This window comes from Dactylosporangium sp. CS-033363 (assembly GCF_050942475.1).
Classification (GTDB): Bacteria; Actinomycetota; Actinomycetes; order Mycobacteriales; family Micromonosporaceae; genus Dactylosporangium.
The window spans coordinates 5312415-5330269 of record NZ_CP192032.1; the positions used below are offsets into that span (position 1 = coordinate 5312415).

The following is a 17855-nucleotide window of genomic DNA, read 5'->3' on the forward strand; positions in this document are numbered from 1 at the left end:
CCGACACACAACCGCTGAACATCCCAGGAGAACCATGGACACGACCGTGACACCCCTCGATCGAGCCAACCCGATCGCCACGCTTCCACCCTCGTTCCGCTGGGGTGTGGCGACCTCGGCCTACCAGATCGAGGGCGCGGTCGACGAGGGCGGGCGCACCCGGTCCATCTGGGACACGTTCTGCGAGGTGCCGGACGCGATCGACAAGGGCGACACCGGTGAGGTCGCCTGCGACCACTACCACCGCATGCCGCAGGACGTGGCGCTGATCCGCGACCTCGGCGTCGACCTGTACCGCTTCTCCGTGGCCTGGCCGCGCGTGCAGCCGCGCGGCCGGGGCCCGGTGAACCCGGAGGGCCTCGGCTTCTACGACCGGCTCACCGACGAGCTGCTGGCCAACGGCGTCGAGCCGTGGCTGACGCTGTACCACTGGGACCTGCCGCAGGAGCTCGAGGACGCGGGCGGCTGGCCGAACCGCGACACCGCGTACCGGTTCGCCGACTACAGCATGATCGTCTTCGAGGCGCTGCAGGACCGGATCACCACCTGGACGACGCTGAACGAGCCCTGGTGCTCGGCGATGCTCGGGTACGCCTACGGTGCCCACGCCCCCGGCCGGCGCGACTTCGCGGCGAGCATGTCGGCGGTACACCATCTGCTGCTCGGTCACGGCCTGGCCACGCAGCGCATGCGCGAGGCGTCCGAAGGCGCCGGCGGCCGGCACACGTTCGGGATCACGCTGAACATGGGCGTGCCGACCCCGCAGACCGACTCCGCGGCCGACATCGACGCCGCCCGCCGCTCGGACGCCCTGAGCACCCGCATCTACCTCGACCCGCTGGTGCACGGCCGCTACCCGGCCGACCTCGTCGAGGACCTGGCGAAGCAGAACATCACGCTGCCGGTCCAGGACGGCGACCTCGAGGTCATCAAGACCCCGCTGGACGTGCTCGGCGTCAACTACTACTTCTCCGAGACGGTCTCCGGCGTCGACGAGGACGGCAACACCACCGACGCCGCCGGGCTGCCGGTCAGCCGGGTCATCCCGACCGGCCGGCCGATCACGGCCATGGGCTGGGAGATCGTCCCCGAGGGCTTCACCCAGCTGCTGGTGCGCCTCTACACCGACTACCGGCTGCCGATCTACGTGACCGAGAACGGCGCGGCGTTCGACGACGTGCCCGACGAGACCGGCTACGTCGACGACGCCGACCGGGTCGCCTACTTCGACTCGCACATCGGCGCCGTGGCCTTGGCCCGCCAGCAGGGCGCCGACATCCGCGGCTACTTCGCCTGGTCGCTGATGGACAACTTCGAGTGGGCGTACGGCTACGACAAGCGCTTCGGCATCGTCCGCGTCGACTACGACACCCAGGAGCGCACCCCGAAGCGCTCCGCCCACTGGTACCGCGACACCATCCGGGCCCTTCGCGCGTAAGTTCTTCCTGGCCGCCCCGTCCTGTGCGAACATATGTTCGTGTCGGACGGGGCTTCCATCTTGCACGCTGACCTCGACGCGTTCTACGCCTCGGTGGAGCAGCGCGACGACCCCCGCCTGCGCGGCAGGCCCGTGATCGTCGGCGGCGGCGTGGTCCTGGCCTGCAGCTACGAGGCGAAGCGGCGCGGGGTGCGCACCGCGATGGGCGGGCGGCAGGCGCGGGCGCTGTGCCCGGAGGCGATCGTCGTCCCGCCGCGGATGCGCGCGTACTCCGAGGCGTCCAAGGCCGTGTTCGCGGTCTTCCGGGACACCACGCCGATGGTCGAGGGGCTCTCGATCGACGAGGCGTTCCTCGACGTCGCCGGGCTGTTCCGGATCGCCGGGCCGCCGCTGGGGATCGCCGAGCGGCTGCGGGCCCGGGTGAAGGCCGAGGTCGGCCTGGCGATCACCGTCGGCGTGGCGCGGACCAAGTTCCTGGCCAAGGTCGCGTCCGGGGTCGCCAAACCCGACGGGCTGCTGGTGGTGCCGCCCGACGACGAGCTGACGTTCCTGCACAAGCTGCCGGTCGAAAGACTCTGGGGCGTCGGTACCGTCACCGCCGCCAAACTCCACGCGCACCGCGTTTCCACCGTCGGGCAGGTGGCCAGGCTCGGCGAGGCCACGCTGATCTCGATGCTCGGCGAGGGCCAGGGCCGCCACCTGCACGCCCTGGCCCACAACCGCGACCCGCGCCCGGTCGTCGTCGGGCAGCGCCGGCGCTCGATCGGGGCGCAGCGGGCCCTGGGGCGCGGCCCGCACCCGCTGCCGTTCCAGCAGGCGGTCCTGGCCGAGCTCACCGACCGGGTGACCCGGCGGATGCGGGCGGCCGGCCGGTCGGGGCGCACGGTGGTGCTGCGGCTGCGCTTCGCCGACTTCACCCGGGTCACGCGCTCGCACACGATGCCGCGGGCGACCTCGCACACGCAGACGATCCTGGATGCGGTACTGCGGCTGCACACCGCCGCCGTCTCGGACATCGCCAACCGGGGCCTGACGCTGGTGGGGCTGGCGGTGACCAACCTCGACGGGGAGGGGACGGCGCAGCTGGAGCTGCCGTTCGACGTGACCTCCGGCGACGGCCTCGACACGGCGATGGACAAGGTGCGCGACCGGTTCGGCTCGTCCGCCCTGATGCGGGCCTCGCTGATCGGGCGGCGGCAAGGTCCGACGGTACCGTTGCTGCCCGACTAAGATCCTCCGCATGCTCCGGGCGCTGCGGCATCCCACGCGGCTGCTGCCGGCCGCCTTCGTCGCCGCCCTGATCGTCGGGACCGGCCTGTTGCTGCTGCCCGCCGCGCGCACCGCCGGGCAGTCCGCGCCGCCGCTGACCGCGCTGTTCACCGCCGCGTCGTCGGTGTTCATCACCGGCATGAGCACCGTGGACACCGCCACCTACTGGTCGCCGCTGGGCCAGGGCATCATCCTCGCCCTGATCCAGGTCGGCGGCTTCGGGATCATGACGTTCGCGACGGTGCTGGGCCTGATGGTGTCGCGGCGGCTCGCGCTGCAGACCCGCCTCGTCGCGCAGGCCGAGACCCGGGCGATCAACCTCGGCGAGGTCCGCAACCTGCTGCTGCGGGTCCTGGCCATGATGGCCGGCTTCGAGCTGCTCATCGCCGTCGTGCTGACCGTGCGGTTCCGCATCGCCTACGACGAGTCCCTGGCCACCGCGGCCTGGCACGGCGTGTTCCACGCGGTGAGCGCCTTCAACAACGCCGGCACCACCCTGTTCTCCGACAGCTTCATGCGCTTCGTCGCCGACCCGTGGATCTGCGGCACGGTCGCCGTCGCCGTCGTCCTCGGCGGTCTGGGTTTCCCGGTCGTACTGGAGCTCTCCCGCGAATGGCGCACCCCCCGCCTGTGGTCGATCCACACCCGGCTCACGGTGTGGGGCACGGCGCTGCTGCTCGTGGTCGGCGTCGCCGTCGTCACCGCCCTGGAGTGGTCGAACCCGGCGACGCTGGGCCCGCTGGACTGGCCGGGCTCGCTGGTCGGCGGCATGTTCGCCGGCGTGAACCCGCGCACCGCCGGCTTCAACAGCATCGACTACGCCGCGGTACGCCCGGAGACGCTCGCCTTCACCGACGTGCTGATGTTCATCGGCGGCGGCAGCGCGGGCACCTCCGGCGGCATCAAGGTCACGACGTTCTTCCTCCTCGCGTACGTCATCTGGGCCGAGGTCCGCGGCGAGGACGACGTGAACATCGCCGCCCGCCGCGTCTCCCCGCACACCCTGCGCCAGGCGGTGACGGTGGCCCTGCTGGGCGTGGCGGCGGTCGCGGCCGGGACGATGGTGCTGCTGCTGGTCACGGACCTGCCGTTCGACCGGGTGCTGTTCGAGGCGACGGCCGCGTTCTCCACGGCGGGCCTCTCGACCGGCGTGACCGCCTCGCTGCCCGCGGCGGGCCAGGTGGTCCTCGTCGCGCTGATGTTCGTCGGCCGCGTCGGTACCATCACGGTGGCCTCGGCCCTGGCGCTGCGGCACCGCAAGCTGCGCTTCCGCCGCCCCGAGGAACGCCCGATCATCGGCTGACGCTCGCTGCCCTTTGGAGTTCGCTGTGGGAAAGAAGGACGCTTCGGCGCGCGGGGTCGTGGTCATCGGCCTGGGCCGCTTCGGCGGGCAGGTCGCGGAGTCGCTGACCGAGCTCGGCCACGAGGTGCTCGGCATCGACGAGAACGCCGAGATCGTGCAGAAGCTCGCCGACGTGCTGACCCACGTGGTGGAGGCGGACTCCACCGACGAGGAGGCGCTGCGCCAGATCGGCGTGGCCGAGTTCAACCGCGCCGTGGTCGGCATCGGCACCGACATCGAGGCCAGCGTCCTGACCGTGCTGGCGCTGACGGAGCTCGGCGTCGAGGAGATCTGGGCCAAGGCGATCTCGGCGAAGCACGCCCGCATCCTGGAGCGGGTCGGCGCCCGGCACGTGGTCCTGCCGGAGGCCGACATGGGCGCCCGGGTGGCGCACCTCGTCACCGGGAAGCTGCTGGACTTCATCGAGCTCGACGACGGGTACGCGATCGCCAAGGTCTGCCCGCCCGACGAGCTCGTCGGCTCGACGCTGGCGCAGCTGGGGTTGCGCAGCCGGCACGGGATCACGGTGGTCGCGGTGAAGCGGCCGGGCCAGGAGGCGGAGACCGCTTTGCCGGAGACGGTGATCGGCTCCGGCGACATGCTGATCGTCTCCGGGCCTACGGACAAGGTCGAGCGGCTGGGCCAGCAGGGTGGCTTCCCCCGCGCCTGAGCCCCCGCGCCTGAGCCCCCGCGCCTGAGCCCCCGCGCCTGAGCCCCCGCGCGCGGCGGCCGGCGCCGCCCGGCTGGGCCAGCGGGGCGGCTTGCCCCGCTCCTGACCTTCCCCGCCCTTGACCTCCGCGCGCGGCCGGTGCCGCCGCCCGGATTACCGATTATCGGATTACCGGTAATCGCAATGCCGGTAATTCGGGGTCGGTCACAGGGCGTGGTGGTGGGCCGTGTTCGCCCGGCGCGAAGTCCATGCCTAGTATCCTAGGACGCCGTAGCGGACGGGGCCGGGTCAGCCCGGGTGCAAACCCCGCAGCCAGCGTTCGGCGCGGGCATGCCCGGCCGTCCAGAGCTGGCAGCGCGGCCCGAGGTCGCGGTCGTGCGGCAGCAGGGACAGGTACAGCTTCGCGGCGGTGTCCTGGGCGCCCGGCCGGGCCAGCCGGCCGTTGCGCAGCGTGCGGACGATCTGGGGTTCGACGAGGTGCAGCGCGACGTACAGCAGGGCGTTGAACCCGGCCTCGGGCCGCTGCAGGGCCAGGGTCGCCCGCCGCCCGGCCCGCAGCACGAGCTCGGCGGTCTCGGGCGGTTCGGTGGTGTTCAGCACGGCGACCGCCTCGGCGATGTCGTCGGCGGCCGGTGCCTGGGTGACGGCATCGTGCAGGGCGTAGCGGCGGGCCAGGTGCTGCAGCGGGTGGGGCAGGCCCCCGGCCCGGATGCCGAGCAACCGGACGTGGTGCGGCCAGGAGGCGGCGCGCTCGCCGGTGCCGATGACGCCGAGGTAGTCGTGCCAGGCCCGCCCGGCCGGCCCCAGGTCGGCGCGGACGATCTCGAGCAGGCCGCAGCGGGGGGCGCGGGCGTCGGCGAGCTCGTGGCCGAGCCGGCGGCGCAGGGCCTGGTCGCGCAGCGCCGGCCAGCCGGTGCCCTGGCAGGCGCCGGCGATCGACGCGGCCCGCCAGGCGTCGGCGTCGCTGAGGCGGGCCGCGAGCCGGGCGGCGAGGTCGATGCCGGCGTCGGCGCGGTCGGGCGACACCCACCGGGACAGGGTCAGCAGCGCCTCGGCCGGGGCCAGCGTGTCCAGGAGGCCGCGCAGGTGCTGGGCGGGCACGGCGGCGGCGACGGCCCGGGCGAGGGTCTCGTGCGCGGCGACGGCCCGGGCCGCGCGGCCGGCGTCGACGGCGCGGGTGTTCAGGGCCTGGGTGAGCATCGCGGCCCACAGGTCGCCCGGCATGCCCGGGTCGGCGGCGAGCTGCAGCACGGTGCGGGTGCCGGCGGCGATGACGGCCGTGCGCAGCGCCGGGGTCGCCGGCACCTCGGGGTGGCGGGCGGCGTCGGGGAGCATCGCGGCGGGCCAGTGCCGGACCCGGGCGGGGTCGGCGGCGGCGAGCTGGACGAGCCGGGCGGTGAACGCGGCGGCGCCGTCGGGCGTGACCGGTTTGAGCAGCCGCCAGGCCGCCGCCAAGCCGTCGGCGGTGGTGGCCGCGTCGGCGGTCAGGGTGCCGAGGGCGGTCCAGATCTCGGTGCCGAGGCGGTGGCCGGCGCCGCGCAGGGCGTCGACGGTGCGCGCGTCGCCGGCGCCGAGGCCGCGGGCGACGACGGTGCGGGCGCGGGCCTCGTCGAGCAGGTCGGCGGCGGTCCGCGGGTCGCGCAGGGCGGGCAGCAGCTCGTCGGGGCGGGGGTCGGCGGGGCCGCGCAGGGTCAGGTAGGCGTGGCCGGCGGCGAGGAAGCCGTGGCGGTACGCGGGGCCGGCGGTGCGGGTGGCGTCCCAGGCGTGGCTGACGTAGGTGCGGGAGGTGAGGGCCGGTTCCAGGGCGAGGCGGGCGATGCGGCGGGGCAGGCCGACGCCTGGGTCGGCGAGGAGGGCGCCGACGGGGATCGCCATCGGGTCGTCGTCCGGGGGGCTGGTGGCGGCGAGGTCGTAGCCGGTGCGGGTCGCGGGCGGCTCGTAGGTGGAGATGCTGAGCTCGTCGAGGGCGCCGGGCAGCAGCGGGGCGATCCGGCGCAGCGCAGCGACGAGCGCGGTGGTGCCGATCGCGAGCAGGACGGGCCGGCCGGTGTGGGCCAGGACGGCGGTGAGCACGGCGGCGGTGACGTCGTCGCCGGCCTGCGGCGCGGGGGCGGGGCCGGCCGGCTTGAACTCGTCGAGGGACACGGGCGGCAGCCAGTCGCCGGTGGCGGGGGAGCCGTCCCACCAGGTCGGCGAGTCCGGGCCGGCCCGCTCCAGCAGGGCGGCGGCGGGCAGTCGTTCGGGCCGGTCGACGAGGATGTGGGCGGCGAACACGCCGGGCCGGCCGAACGCGTCGGTGCCGGTGTAGCGGCGGCGGAAGGCGTAGCGCAGGCCGTCGAGGTCGCGCCAGCCGTAGGAGACGGGGGCGGTGGCCGGGTCGCGCCACGGCGACGGGTAGGAGAACGTGGTGCACAGCTCGCGGGCCTGCCGGCGGACGGTCGGCAGGTGCTCGTAGAGCCGTTCGGTCGCGTTGACGATCTGGGCCATGCCGCGGCCTTCGAGCCCGCGGTCGGCCCACGTGAACAGCAGCTGCTCGGCCACGGTTACCGCAGCGCCGCGGACAGCCGCCACAGCACGACGGCCAGCGGGTCCAGGACGCGCTGCGGCCGGGGTACGGTCTCGCCGTCCTGGCCGAGGCGCCCGCCGAGGGCGGACACGGCGTGGAAGGTGATCCGGCCGTACTCCTCGGCGGTGCGGACCAGCCGCTGCTGGCCGAGGTGCAGCAGCGTGTCGCGGACGGCGCCGCTGTTCTGCTGCATGTCGTGCAGCCACTGCTGCTCGGTGCGGGCCCGGGAGCGGGCCGGCAGCGGTGTCAGGAACCGGGCGATGAGGTCGGCCTTGGAGACGACGACGGCCACCGGGACCTTCTGCCGGCCCGGCTCGTACTCCAGTTCGCGCAGGGTCGCCGAGAGCAGGTCGCGCTGGTTGATGTTGCGGACCCGCTGCAGCTCGTCGGCGGGCATGCTGTCGCGGACGGCGTCGAACTCGACCGGGTCGACGAGGAAGATGACGCCGGAGGCGCGGCGCAGGAACCCGGCGTCGCGGGCCCGCCACTCGTGGTTGACGAGGGTCTCCCCGGCGATGTCGTGGGTCATGACGAGCATCGGCCGGCCGCCGTCGATGCGGGCCCGGAAGTTCAGCGGCCGCAGCTCGGACCGCCGGCGCTCGGGGGTCTGCTCCAGGCGCCGCCGGTCGCGGTAGACCTTGGCGTAGTAGTCCTGGTGGAAGCGGGAGGCGGTCTCGTCGTCGAGTTCGAACTCGCGGAAGCCGGCGGCGTCGAGGCCGTCGCCGTTGACGGCCTCGCTGAAGGCGGTGGCGATGTAGTAGGTCTTGCCGGCGCCGTTGAGCCCGACGATGGCGATGATGTGGGCCTGGCGCTCGTCGAGGTCCAGGGGCAGGGCCCGGTCGCAGGCGGGGTTGCTGCAGAAGCGGCGGGCCAGCCGTTGCGGCGGGAACTGTTGCAGCGGGATCAGCGGCGCCTCGCCGGCCGGGGCGGCGGGCGACTGGGTGAACCAGCGGCCGCGGCTGACGGGTTCGGGTGCCTGCCGCGGGCGCGGGGACCACAGCAGGTCGCGGCCGTGCTCCGGGGTGTGGCGGGCGGCCGGCCGGGTTCGCGCGGGCGGTGCGGTCCGGGGCAGGTCGTCGGGGCCATCGAACTCGGCGAGGGCGGCCAGGCCGGGGGCGCGGCGGGCGGCCGCGGCGGCGAGCCGGTCGGGCTGGACGGGCGGTTCGGGTGCGGTCTCGCGCGCCTCGGTGGCGTAGATGGAGCAGCGGTTGAGCAGGATGGTGACGCCGCAGAACGGGCAGACGCGCCGCACGGAGTGGTCCATGGTCCGGCCGCCGCTCAGATGTTGAAGGGGTCGCGGCGGACCTGGGTGGGCGGCGGGTCGAGCGGGCCGCTGCGGGCGGCGGCGCCGCGGGGGGCCGAGCCGCCGCCGAGGAGCCGGCGCAGCTGCGAGGCGCGGCCGCCGGAGCCGGCCGGGAGGTCGGGGTCGAACGCGAAGACGATGGTGAGGATGACGCCGACGACGAAGGAGACGTTCGGCAGGGCGGCGGCGCCGAGGATGACGCCGCGGGTGTGGGTCGCCTCGGCGTAGATGCCGACGAACGCGGTGGCGGCGAGCATGCCGACGAAGCCGAGGACGCGGGCGCCGATGCGGGTGCTGCGTTTGTAGGTGCGTACGAGGAAGAAGCCGAGCCCGGCGCCGGCGAGGGCGGGGATGAGCGCGGCGGCGACGGCGGCGGCGGCGCTCGGGCCGCGGGCGCCGGCCAGGGCGTCGACGACGAAGGCGGCGTAGGTGACGCCGGCGGACTGGGCGCCGAGCACGACGAGCGCGCCGGCGGCGAGGGCGGCGATGCGCAGGACGCGTTCGCGGCGGTCGGGGTCGGCGATGGCGTCGGCCACGATGGCGAGCACGAAGGCGCCCATGGAGCCGATGAGCAGCACGTGCAGCACGAGATTGAAGACGACGGCCACGTGGACCTCCCGCAGGTCGGGACGTTGATGTCACCGAGCGTAAGCAGGTCGGAGGCGGACTGGTTCCATTGATCAGCTGCAGTCGGGGCGCGGATCATCGGGTGCCGTGCTCGATCGTTCGGGGGTCCCCGACCGGGCGCGACCTCATATCCTAGCGTCCTAGGACGCCTTAGAGGACGTGGCTCCGCCACGTCAGGAAAAACGCAGTTCCTAGCCGCTGCGCGGCTGACTTAGGTTTTTGGGTTCCGGCCCGCCCGCAGGTCTATGAGGGACTGGCGTTGGGGGCGGTACTGGGTGCGGTGGACCGGCGTACCTGGGCCTGGCAGGCGACGACGGCGTCGAGGTGCCAGCCGAGGGACTTGTCGGAGCGCAGGAAGGTGAGCACGGCGACGGTCTGCGCCTTGCGGTCGAAGCCGATGTCGATGCGGTCGTCGCTGTCGAAGACCCGGTGCTTGCCGGCCATCAGCTCGGGGTTGCGGGCGTTGGCCCAGGCCTCGGCGAGCTGGTCGGGGGAGCGGGTCTCGCGGCGGGTCGGTTCGGCGGTGGCCTGGGCGCCGGCGATCTCGGTGCCGCGGGCGCAGTGCAGCTGGGCGGCCGGGTCGAACTGGGTGCCGCGGGCGCCGGCCCAGTTGATGTAGGAGATCAGCGCCGCGGCGGCGATGGCGATGCCCAGGAGGCGGAGGATGTTGCGGCGGCGCACTCCTTCAGGGTGCGTCACCCGGGCGGGCCGGGTGACGGTTTCGCGGCATCAGACGGCGGCGTGTTCCTTGCGCCACCAGTCGGCGCCGGTCTTGGGCAGGGTGTCGATCGGGTCGTAGTAGGGGTAGGTGCGGTCGAGCTGGGTGGCGTCGTCCTCGATGCTGGTGCGGTAGTTCTTGGTCCAGTAGCTGATGCCGCGTTCGCGGTCGTACTCGGTGACCATGTGGACCCAGCGTTTGCCGACGAAGGGGACGTCGCAGACGATGCGCGGGGTGGCGTAGCCGGGCAGGTAGCCCATGATGTCGTGCTGGAGCTGCTGGGCCTGCCAGACGGCGACGCGCCAGTGTTCGGCGTTGGGGATCATGTCGCACATGTAGAAGTAGTACGGCAGGATGCCGGCCTCGCCTTGCAGGGCGAAGCAGAGGTCGAGCAGGTCGGGGGCGGTGGCGTTGACGCCGCGCAGGAGGACGCCCTGGTTGCGCACGTCGCGGACGCCGACTTCGAGGGCGGTGTGGGCGGCCTTCGCGACGAGCGGGGTGAGGGACTGGGCGTGGTTGACGTGGGTGTGGATGGCGAGGTTGACGCCGCGGCGGGCGGCGGTGCGGGCGACGCGTTCGAGGCCTTCGACGAGGGTGGGTTGCAGCCAGTGCTGGGGGAGTCCGGCGAGGGCTTTGGTGGCGAGGCGGATGTCGCGGATGGTGTCGATGCCGAGCAGCGCCATGAGGAACGTCTCGAGCTGATGCCAGGGCAGGTTGGCGACGTCGCCGCCGGAGACGACGACGTCGCGGACGCCGGGGTGGGTGCGCAGGTAGTCGAGGATGGCGGTGTGGCGGTCGGCGGGTTTGCTGGCGAGTTTGAGTTTGGTGACGGTGGGGGTGTTGTTGCCGACGAGGTCCATGCGGGTGCAGTGGCCGCAGTACTGCGGGCAGGTGGGCAGGAGCTCGGCGAGGACTTTGGTGGGGTAGCGGTGGGTGAGTCCTTCGGCGACCCACATGTCGTGTTCGTGGAGGGAGTCGCGGGTGGCGTAGGGGTGTGAGGGGAAGTCGGGGCGGCGGTCGGTGGCGATGGGGAGCATGTAGGCGCGGATGGGGTCGGCGCGCAGGGTGTCGTCGGTGGGGACGGCGCCGGGGACCATGGTGTTGATCATCTGGGGTGGGATGAGCATGGACATGGTGGCGTGGTGGGCCTGGTCCTCGGCGAGGTCGTCGTAGAAGGCGTCGGTGACGGTGGGGCCGAGGACGGCGCGCAGCTGGGGGATGGTCTTGACGCAGTGGGCGCGTTGCCATTGGGCGCTTTCCCACTGTTCGCGGGTGACGTCGTGCCAGCCGGGGTAGCGGCGCCAGTCCGGTTCGTGGAGTGCGTGGCGCTGGTAGACGTATGGCTGCACGGCGGCGCTCCTCAAGGTTTTGTGTCCTGAGGGCAGATTATCGGGAAATTATCCGGCGAGCGATCCCCCGGCCGGAAGGTTTCTTGAGATGCCGGGAATGGGCGGTTTGCGCGGGAGATCCTGTACAAGCCGCTGAGCAGGGAAAACCCACCCATTCGACCGACGTCGGTGGGGATCTTGCTGCATACGGTGGCTGAGCTGGGCGGCAACCTGCCCGCAACCGTTCTGCACCCTGTCACCCCACTGCCCCTGAGGAACGATGAAGAGCTGGTCCGTACGCGCCAAGATCACCGCGATGATGACCGTCCCGCTGGTCATGCTCGTGGCGCTGTGGCTGTTCGCGGTGAGTATCACGCTGCCGTCCGCCCTCGACCTGCGCGGCGCGTCGACGATCTCCGACCGGGTCGGGGAGCCGGCCGAGGCGATGGTGACGGCGCTGCAGTCGGAGCGGCAGCTGACCGGCGCCTACCTCGCGTCGGGGCGCAAGTCGGGGCAGGCGCTGATGGTCGAGGCGCGGCAGAAGACCGACCTGGCGGTGCTGAACTTCCAGCGCCAGGCCTCCAGCACCGCCGCCCAGGACGCCGCGTCCGACGAGCTGAAGGTGGCCCTGGAGACGACGGCGAAGGCGCTGACGAGCCTGGCGCCGATCCGCGCGGCCGCGGACGGCGGCGGCGAGCCCGACGACGCCCGCAACGGCATCAGCCTGATCATCAACACGACGTACGGGCTGTTCGAGGCGGCGTCGAACCACTCCGACGCCGACGTGGCGGCCGAGGCCCGCGGGGTGTTCGTCCTGTCGATGGTGCGTGAGCTGCTGTCGGAGGAGGACGCACTCGTCGGGGACTTCACGACCGAGGGCGACTACACCGTCGAGGACTACGCGCAGATGGTGACGCTCGTCGGGCAGGCGCGGCTGCTGCTGCCGTACGCGGCGACGCAGCTGCGGGCCGAGCAGCAGGCGCAGTATCAGCAGCAGCTGGGCGGTACACCCGCGCTGAAGGCTCTGCAGGATCTCGAGAACCGGCTCATCGGCACCACGCCCGGCAAGGCGTCGGGGATCGACCTGGGGCAGTGGCGGGCGGCGTTCGACCCGGTGAACACGGCCCTGGCCAAGTTCCGCTCCGACGTGCAGAAGATCAACGTGCAGCACGCCTCGGACGCGTCGAACCGGATCGTGTGGCAGCTGATCGGCGCCGGGTTCGTGGGTCTGCTCGCGGTGGCGGCGTCGGTGCTGCTGTCGGTGCGGATCGGCCGGTCGGTGGCGCGCCGCCTCGACGGCCTCGCCCGGGCGGCCCGGGACCTGGCGGAGACGCGGCTGCCGTCGGTGGTGGCCCGGCTGCGGCAGGGCGACCAGGTCGACGTGTCGGCGGAGGCGCCGCCGCTGCGCCTGGGTGTGGACGAGATCGGGCAGGTGGCGGAGGCGTTCAACTCGGTGCGGCGCACGGCTGTGGCGTCGGCGGTCGAGGAGGCGTCGGTCCGGCAGGGCATGAACGAGGTGTTCCTGAACATCGCCCGCCGCTCGCAGACGCTGCTGCACCGGCAGCTGTCGCTGCTGGACGGCATGGAGCGGCGCACCCACGAGCCGGACGACCTCGCGGACCTGTTCCGGGTCGACCATCTCGCGACGCGGATGCGCCGCCACGCGGAGGACCTGGTGATCCTGGCCGGGTCGACGCCGGGCCGCGGCTGGCGCAACCCGGTGCCGATGATCGACGTGGTGCGGGGTGCGGTGTCGGAGGTCGAGGACTACGCGCGGGTGCAGGTCCTGGCGATCGGCGACGGCGCCGTCACGGGCCGGGCCGTCGGCGACGTCATCCACCTCCTGGCGGAGTTGTTGGAGAACGCCACGTCGTACTCCCCGCCGCACACGAAGGTGCAGGTGACCGGGCAGTCGGTGCCGAACGGGTTCGTGGTGGAGATCGAGGACCGGGGTCTGGGGATGACCGCGGAGGCGCTCGAGGCCGCGAACCGGCGGCTGGCGGAGCCTCCCGTGTTCGACCCGGGCAACAGCGCGCAGCTGGGGCTGTTCGTGGTCGCGCAGCTGGCGGCCCGGCACCGGGTGCGGGTGGTGCTGCGCCCGTCGCCGTACGGGGGTGTGACCGCGGTCGTGCTGCTGCCCGCCGATCTGGTGGTGGCGGCGCCGGAGCTGCCGGCGCAGCCGCAGCCGAAGCTGGAACTGCCGGCGACCCGCGAACCGGAACCGAGGCCCGAACCAAGGCCAGAACCAAGGCCAGAACCGGAGCCGGTGCCGCTGCGGCCCGCGGAGCGTCCCAGGGTCGAGGAGCCGAGGACGACGACGCAGGGTGGCCTGCCGAAGCGGGTCCGGCAGCAGGCCCTCGCGCCGCAGCTGCACCACGACGAGACCGTGGTCATGGAGGCGCCGGCGGGCCGGTCGCCGGAGCAGCTGCGGCGGATGATGACGTCGTTCCAGGCCGGTACGGCCCGCGGCCGCCACGAGGCCCGCGCCGACGAGGACGGGGACCAGCGGTGAGCGCGCCCGGCGGGAACAGCAGTGCCCTGGCGTGGCTGCTGGATGATCTGGTGGCGCGGGTGCCGTCGGTGCAGCGCACGGTGGTGCTGTCCGTCGACGGGCTGCTGCTGGGGGCGTCGGCGGGGTTGACGCAGGAGGACGCGGAGCATCTGTCGGCGGTCGCGGCCGGGTTCCAGTCCCTGGCCCGCGGGGCGGGGCGGCATTTCGGTGGCGGCGCGGTCCGGCAGACGATCATCGAGATGGATGAGGCGTTCCTGTTCGTGACGGCGGCGGGCCGCGGTGCGTGCCTGGCGGTGCTGGCGGCGGCGGACGCGGACATCGGGCTGATCGCCTACGAGATGGCGATGCTGGTGCAGCGGGTCGGGGCGAACCTGACGGCGTCGGCGCGGCCGGCGGAGGACGGGACATGACCGAGCCGGGCCGGCACGCGTGGCAGGACGAGCACGGCCGGCAGGAGTCGTGGCGGGACGAGCCGGACGGCGGCACGTACCGGTGGCCGGAGCCGCCGCGGGAGGATCTGCGCCCGCCGGAGGGGCCGTGGGCGGAGTACACGTGGGCGGACCGGGACGCGGGTCCGGTCGTGCGGCCGTACGCGATGACGGGCGGGCGGGTCGTGCCGGCGTCGGACAAGTTCGACGTGGTCGCGATGGTGGTCGCCGCGGCGGGTGCCGCCGGTGGTGCGGGCGGGTGGGGGTTGCAGCCGGAGCACCGGGCGATCCTGGCCGCGTGCCGGGAGCCCCTGGCGGTGGCGGAGCTGGCGTCGCATCTGGATCTGGCCCTCGGGGTGGTCCGGGTGCTGCTGGGTGACCTGCTGGGGCAGGGACTGATCGAGCTGTACGAGCCGCAGAGCACCGGCGGGCTGCCGAGCGCGAGTGTGTTGAAGGCGGTGATCCATGGACTCCGGGCGCTCTGAGCAGCAGCCGTACGGGCAGCCGGTGGTGCCGACGGCGGTGAAGATTCTCGTCGCGGGCGGGTTCGGGGCCGGTAAGACGACCCTGGTCGGTGCGGTGAGTGAGATCCGGCCGCTGACGACGGAGGAGTCGCTGACGTCGGCGGGGGTCGGCACGGATGATGTGACGGGGGTGGAGCGCAAGTCGACGACGACGGTCGCGATGGACTTCGGCCGGATCACGATCGGGCCGGAGGTGGTGCTGTACCTGTTCGGCACGCCGGGGCAGGACCGGTTCTGGTTCCTGTGGGACGAGCTGGCGCTGGGGGCGATCGGGGCGGTGGTCCTCGCGGACACGCGGCGGCTGGCGGACTGTTTCCCGTCGATCGACTATTTCGAGCGGCGGGGCACGCCGTTCGTGGTGGCGGTGAACTGTTTCGACGACTCGGTGACGTATTCGGAGGCGGAGGTGCGGGAGGCCCTGGACCTGGACGGTCATGTGCCGCTGCTGTTGTGTGACGCCCGGGACCGGGAGTCGTCGAAGGCGGTGCTGATCGGCCTGGTGGAGCATGTCCTCACCCTGACCCGGTCTTGAAAGATATCCTGCAATCGCGTTACTGTGCCGGAAAATCTTCGGTCAACGGTGGGGTGGTGCGGGAAAATGGACTCTCCGATCGGGTTGCACCGGGTCGTCGCCCCGGCCGGGGTGCTGCCCCAGGCCGCGCAGCGCCTTGACGCGTCCCCGGCGATCGGGGCCGGCGAGGTGCGGGTGCGGGTCGAGCGGCTGAACCTCGACGCCGCCTCGTACCGGCAGCTGGCGGAGGCGCACGGCGGGGACGGGGCGGCGATCCGGGCCGCGGTCCTGGAGATCGTGGCGGCGCGGGGGAAGATGCACAACCCGGTCACCGGGTCGGGCGGGATGCTCATCGGCACCGTCGACGAGGTCGGGCCGGGCTCACCGCTGGGCCTCAATGAGGGCGACCGGATCGCCACCCTGGTGTCGCTGACCCTGACGCCCCTGGCGATCACCGACGGCCTGCGCGACTGGGACGGGCTGAGCGAGCAGGTGCCGTGCGAGGGCCACGCGATCCTGTTCGCCCGCTCGATCGCCGCCGTCCTGCCCGGCGACCTGTCCCCGGAGCTGGCCCTCGCGGTCCTCGACGTCTGCGGCGCACCCGCCCTGGTAAAACGGCATATTTCGACAGATGTCCGAAAAGTCGCGGTGATTGGTGCCGCCGGCAAATCGGGCAGTCTCGCCCTGGCCGCGGCAAGGGGAACCCACACGGTCGGCGTGGTCAAGGACGAGCAGGAACGCGCACAGCTCGCCGCATCCGGCCTCGCGACCGAGGTGGTGGTCGCCGACGCGAGAGACGCCGTCGGACTCATCCAGAAACTCCAGGACCCGGCCGACCTGACGGTCGTGTGCGTCGACGTCCCCGGCTGCGAGCACGCGGCGATCCTGGCGACCAGGCCCGGCGGTACCGTCATCTTCTTCTCGATGGCCACCTCGTTCCCGGCCGCCGCGCTCGGCGCCGAAGGCCTCGCCGCCGATGTGACGATGCTCATCGGCAACGGCTACGTCCCCGGCCACGCCGAGTACGCGCTCGGCCTGCTGCGCTCCGAGCCCGCCGTCCGGGCCGTCTTCGAAGCGCGCCTCGCACCCCGGTTGGCAGACTGGGCGGCATGAGAACCCTGTACCGCGGTGGCCGCGTCCACACCCCGGCCGACCCCTCCGCCACCGCGCTGCTCACCGACGGCGACCGCATCGCCTGGCTCGGCCCCGACGCCGACGCCCCGGCCGGCGCCGACCGGGTCGTCGACCTCGCCGGCGGCCTGCTCACCCCGGCGTTCGTCGACGCGCACGTGCACACCACCGCGACCGGCATCACCCTGCAGGGCCTCGACCTCACCGCCACCCGGTCCGCGGCCGACGTCCTCGACGCCGTCGCCGCCCACGCCGGACGCCTCCCCGCCGACGCCGTCGTGATCGGGCACGGCTGGGACGAGTCCGGGTGGGCCGACCAGACCACGCCGAGCGCCGAGCAGCTCGACCGGGCCGGCGGCGGCCGCGCCGTGTACCTGTCCCGCGCCTGCGTCCACGCCGCCCTCGTGTCGAGCAGGTTGCTGACCGCGGAGGCGAAGGCCGCGCCCGGCTACGACGGCGGCGGATGGCTGCGCCGCGACGCCCACCACGTGGTGCGGGCCGCCGCGTTCGCGTCCATCACCCCCGCCCAGACGAAGGCGGCGCAGGAGGCGACGCTGCGGCATGCGGCGTCGCTGGGCATCGCGTCGATCCACGAGTGCGGCGGGCCGGGCACGTCCGGCGAGGACGACTTCACCGCCGCCCTGGGCCACGGGCCGCAGTTTCCGAAGGTGTACGGACTGTGGGGCGAAGCCGGCGCCGCCGCGAAAGCGCGGGAGCTCGGGGCGCGGGGCGCGGCCGGGGACCTGTACGCCGACGGGGCGCTGGGTGCCCGCACCGCGCACCTGTCCCACGACTACCTTGACGATCACGGCTCCGCCGGGCACGGCTACCTGAGCGCCGAGCAGATCGGTGAGCACCTCGTCGGCTGCGCGGCACACGGCGTGCAGGGCGGGTTCCACGCCATCGGCGACGCCGCCATCCGGACCGTGCTGGCCGGGTTCGGGCACGCCGCCCGCACCGTCGGCGTCGAACGGCTCCGCGCCGGGCGGCACCGCATCGAACACGCCGAGCTGCTCGACAAGGCGGCGATTGCGAAGTTCGTCGAGTACGGCATCGTCGCCTCGATCCAGCCGGCGTTCGACCGGCTGTGGGGCGGCGAGAACGGCATGTACGCGCAGCGTCTCGGCCGGGAGCGGGCGCTGTCGGCGAACCCGATCGGGTCCATGGCCGGCGTCGGTGTCCTGCTCGCGTTCGGCTCCGACAGCCCCGTGACGCCCCTGGACCCGTGGGGGTCGTGCCGGGCGGCGATGCGTCACCACAACCCCGTGCAGCGGATCGGGCCGAAGGCCGCGTTCGCCGCCCACACCCGCGGTGGCTGGCGGGCCGTCGGCGACGACGACGAGGGTGTGCTCAACCCCGGCGGGACGGCCACGTTCACCGTCTGGGACACCACCGCGACCCTCACCGCCGTCCTGACCGGCGACGACACCCCGGCCGCCCGGACGACGGTCCTGGCCGGTACCGACATCTGGACCACCTGAGTGAAGG

Annotated in this window: 15 protein-coding genes; 10 read left to right on the forward strand and 5 right to left on the reverse strand. The window is 73.3% G+C overall.

Annotated elements, in window-relative coordinates:
- Positions 1-34 precede the first annotated feature (34 nt).
- Genes ACQPZ4_RS24640 through ACQPZ4_RS24655 form a run of 4 tightly spaced genes read left to right on the forward strand, consistent with a single transcriptional unit; the run spans position 35 to position 4719 of the window.
- Positions 35-1438: a GH1 family beta-glucosidase gene (locus ACQPZ4_RS24640; RefSeq protein WP_433065626.1), complete on the forward strand. Its 1404-nt coding sequence runs from the start codon at positions 35-37 to the stop codon at positions 1436-1438.
- Between the two features lie 39 nt (positions 1439-1477).
- Complete coding sequence (gene dinB, locus ACQPZ4_RS24645; RefSeq protein WP_433065629.1) at positions 1478-2668, forward strand: DNA polymerase IV; 1191 nt, start codon at positions 1478-1480, stop codon at positions 2666-2668.
- A gap of 10 nt (positions 2669-2678) precedes the next feature.
- On the forward strand, positions 2679-4010 hold the full coding sequence (locus tag ACQPZ4_RS24650; RefSeq protein ID WP_433065631.1) for a TrkH family potassium uptake protein: 1332 nt from the start codon (positions 2679-2681) through the stop codon (positions 4008-4010).
- A 25-nt stretch (positions 4011-4035) separates the two neighbouring features.
- On the forward strand, positions 4036-4719 hold the full coding sequence (locus ACQPZ4_RS24655) for a potassium channel family protein (RefSeq protein ID WP_433065634.1): 684 nt from the start codon (positions 4036-4038) through the stop codon (positions 4717-4719).
- Between the two features lie 288 nt (positions 4720-5007).
- On the opposite strand, the gene ACQPZ4_RS24660 is transcribed toward ACQPZ4_RS24655, so the two are convergent.
- The 5 genes from ACQPZ4_RS24660 to ACQPZ4_RS24680 form a co-directional block, all read right to left on the reverse strand.
- Positions 5008-7260, reverse strand: a complete 2253-nt coding sequence (locus ACQPZ4_RS24660; RefSeq protein WP_433065636.1) for a hypothetical protein — start codon at positions 7258-7260, stop codon at positions 5008-5010.
- A 2-nt stretch (positions 7261-7262) separates the two neighbouring features.
- A complete protein-coding gene (locus ACQPZ4_RS24665; protein ID WP_433065639.1) occupies positions 7263-8537 on the reverse strand; it encodes a TRAFAC clade GTPase domain-containing protein in 1275 nt (424 codons plus the stop codon).
- A 26-nt stretch (positions 8538-8563) separates the two neighbouring features.
- A complete protein-coding gene (locus ACQPZ4_RS24670; RefSeq protein WP_433065642.1) occupies positions 8564-9196 on the reverse strand; it encodes a hypothetical protein in 633 nt (210 codons plus the stop codon).
- A gap of 262 nt (positions 9197-9458) precedes the next feature.
- Complete coding sequence (locus ACQPZ4_RS24675) at positions 9459-9896, reverse strand: hypothetical protein (RefSeq protein WP_433065645.1); 438 nt, start codon at positions 9894-9896, stop codon at positions 9459-9461.
- A gap of 48 nt (positions 9897-9944) precedes the next feature.
- Positions 9945-11318: a KamA family radical SAM protein gene (locus ACQPZ4_RS24680; RefSeq protein ID WP_433066632.1), complete on the reverse strand. Its 1374-nt coding sequence runs from the start codon at positions 11316-11318 to the stop codon at positions 9945-9947.
- 223 nt (positions 11319-11541) lie between these two features.
- On the opposite strand from ACQPZ4_RS24680, the gene ACQPZ4_RS24685 reads away from it, so the two are divergent.
- The 6 genes from ACQPZ4_RS24685 to ACQPZ4_RS24710 all read left to right on the forward strand — a co-directional run bounded on the left by ACQPZ4_RS24685 (position 11542) and on the right by ACQPZ4_RS24710 (position 17848).
- Positions 11542-13773, forward strand: a complete 2232-nt coding sequence (locus tag ACQPZ4_RS24685) for a nitrate- and nitrite sensing domain-containing protein (protein ID WP_433065648.1) — start codon at positions 11542-11544, stop codon at positions 13771-13773.
- Entirely contained in the window at positions 13770-14183 is a 414-nt protein-coding gene (locus tag ACQPZ4_RS24690) for a roadblock/LC7 domain-containing protein (protein ID WP_433065651.1), read from the forward strand. Before ACQPZ4_RS24685 ends, ACQPZ4_RS24690 begins: the two co-directional genes overlap by 4 nt.
- Entirely contained in the window at positions 14180-14686 is a 507-nt protein-coding gene (locus ACQPZ4_RS24695) for a DUF742 domain-containing protein (RefSeq protein ID WP_433065652.1), read from the forward strand. Before ACQPZ4_RS24690 ends, ACQPZ4_RS24695 begins: the two co-directional genes overlap by 4 nt.
- Positions 14667-15257, forward strand: a complete 591-nt coding sequence (locus ACQPZ4_RS24700) for a GTP-binding protein (RefSeq protein ID WP_433065655.1) — start codon at positions 14667-14669, stop codon at positions 15255-15257. The genes ACQPZ4_RS24695 and ACQPZ4_RS24700 overlap by 20 nt, the downstream gene beginning before the upstream one ends.
- Before the next feature lie 66 nt (positions 15258-15323).
- The gene (locus ACQPZ4_RS24705; protein WP_433065658.1) at positions 15324-16349 is read left to right on the forward strand and encodes an L-erythro-3,5-diaminohexanoate dehydrogenase; all 1026 of its coding nucleotides are present in this window, start codon (positions 15324-15326) and stop codon (positions 16347-16349) included.
- Positions 16346-17848: an amidohydrolase gene (locus tag ACQPZ4_RS24710; protein WP_433065660.1), complete on the forward strand. Its 1503-nt coding sequence runs from the start codon at positions 16346-16348 to the stop codon at positions 17846-17848. Before ACQPZ4_RS24705 ends, ACQPZ4_RS24710 begins: the two co-directional genes overlap by 4 nt.
- Positions 17849-17855: the final 7 nt, after the last annotated feature.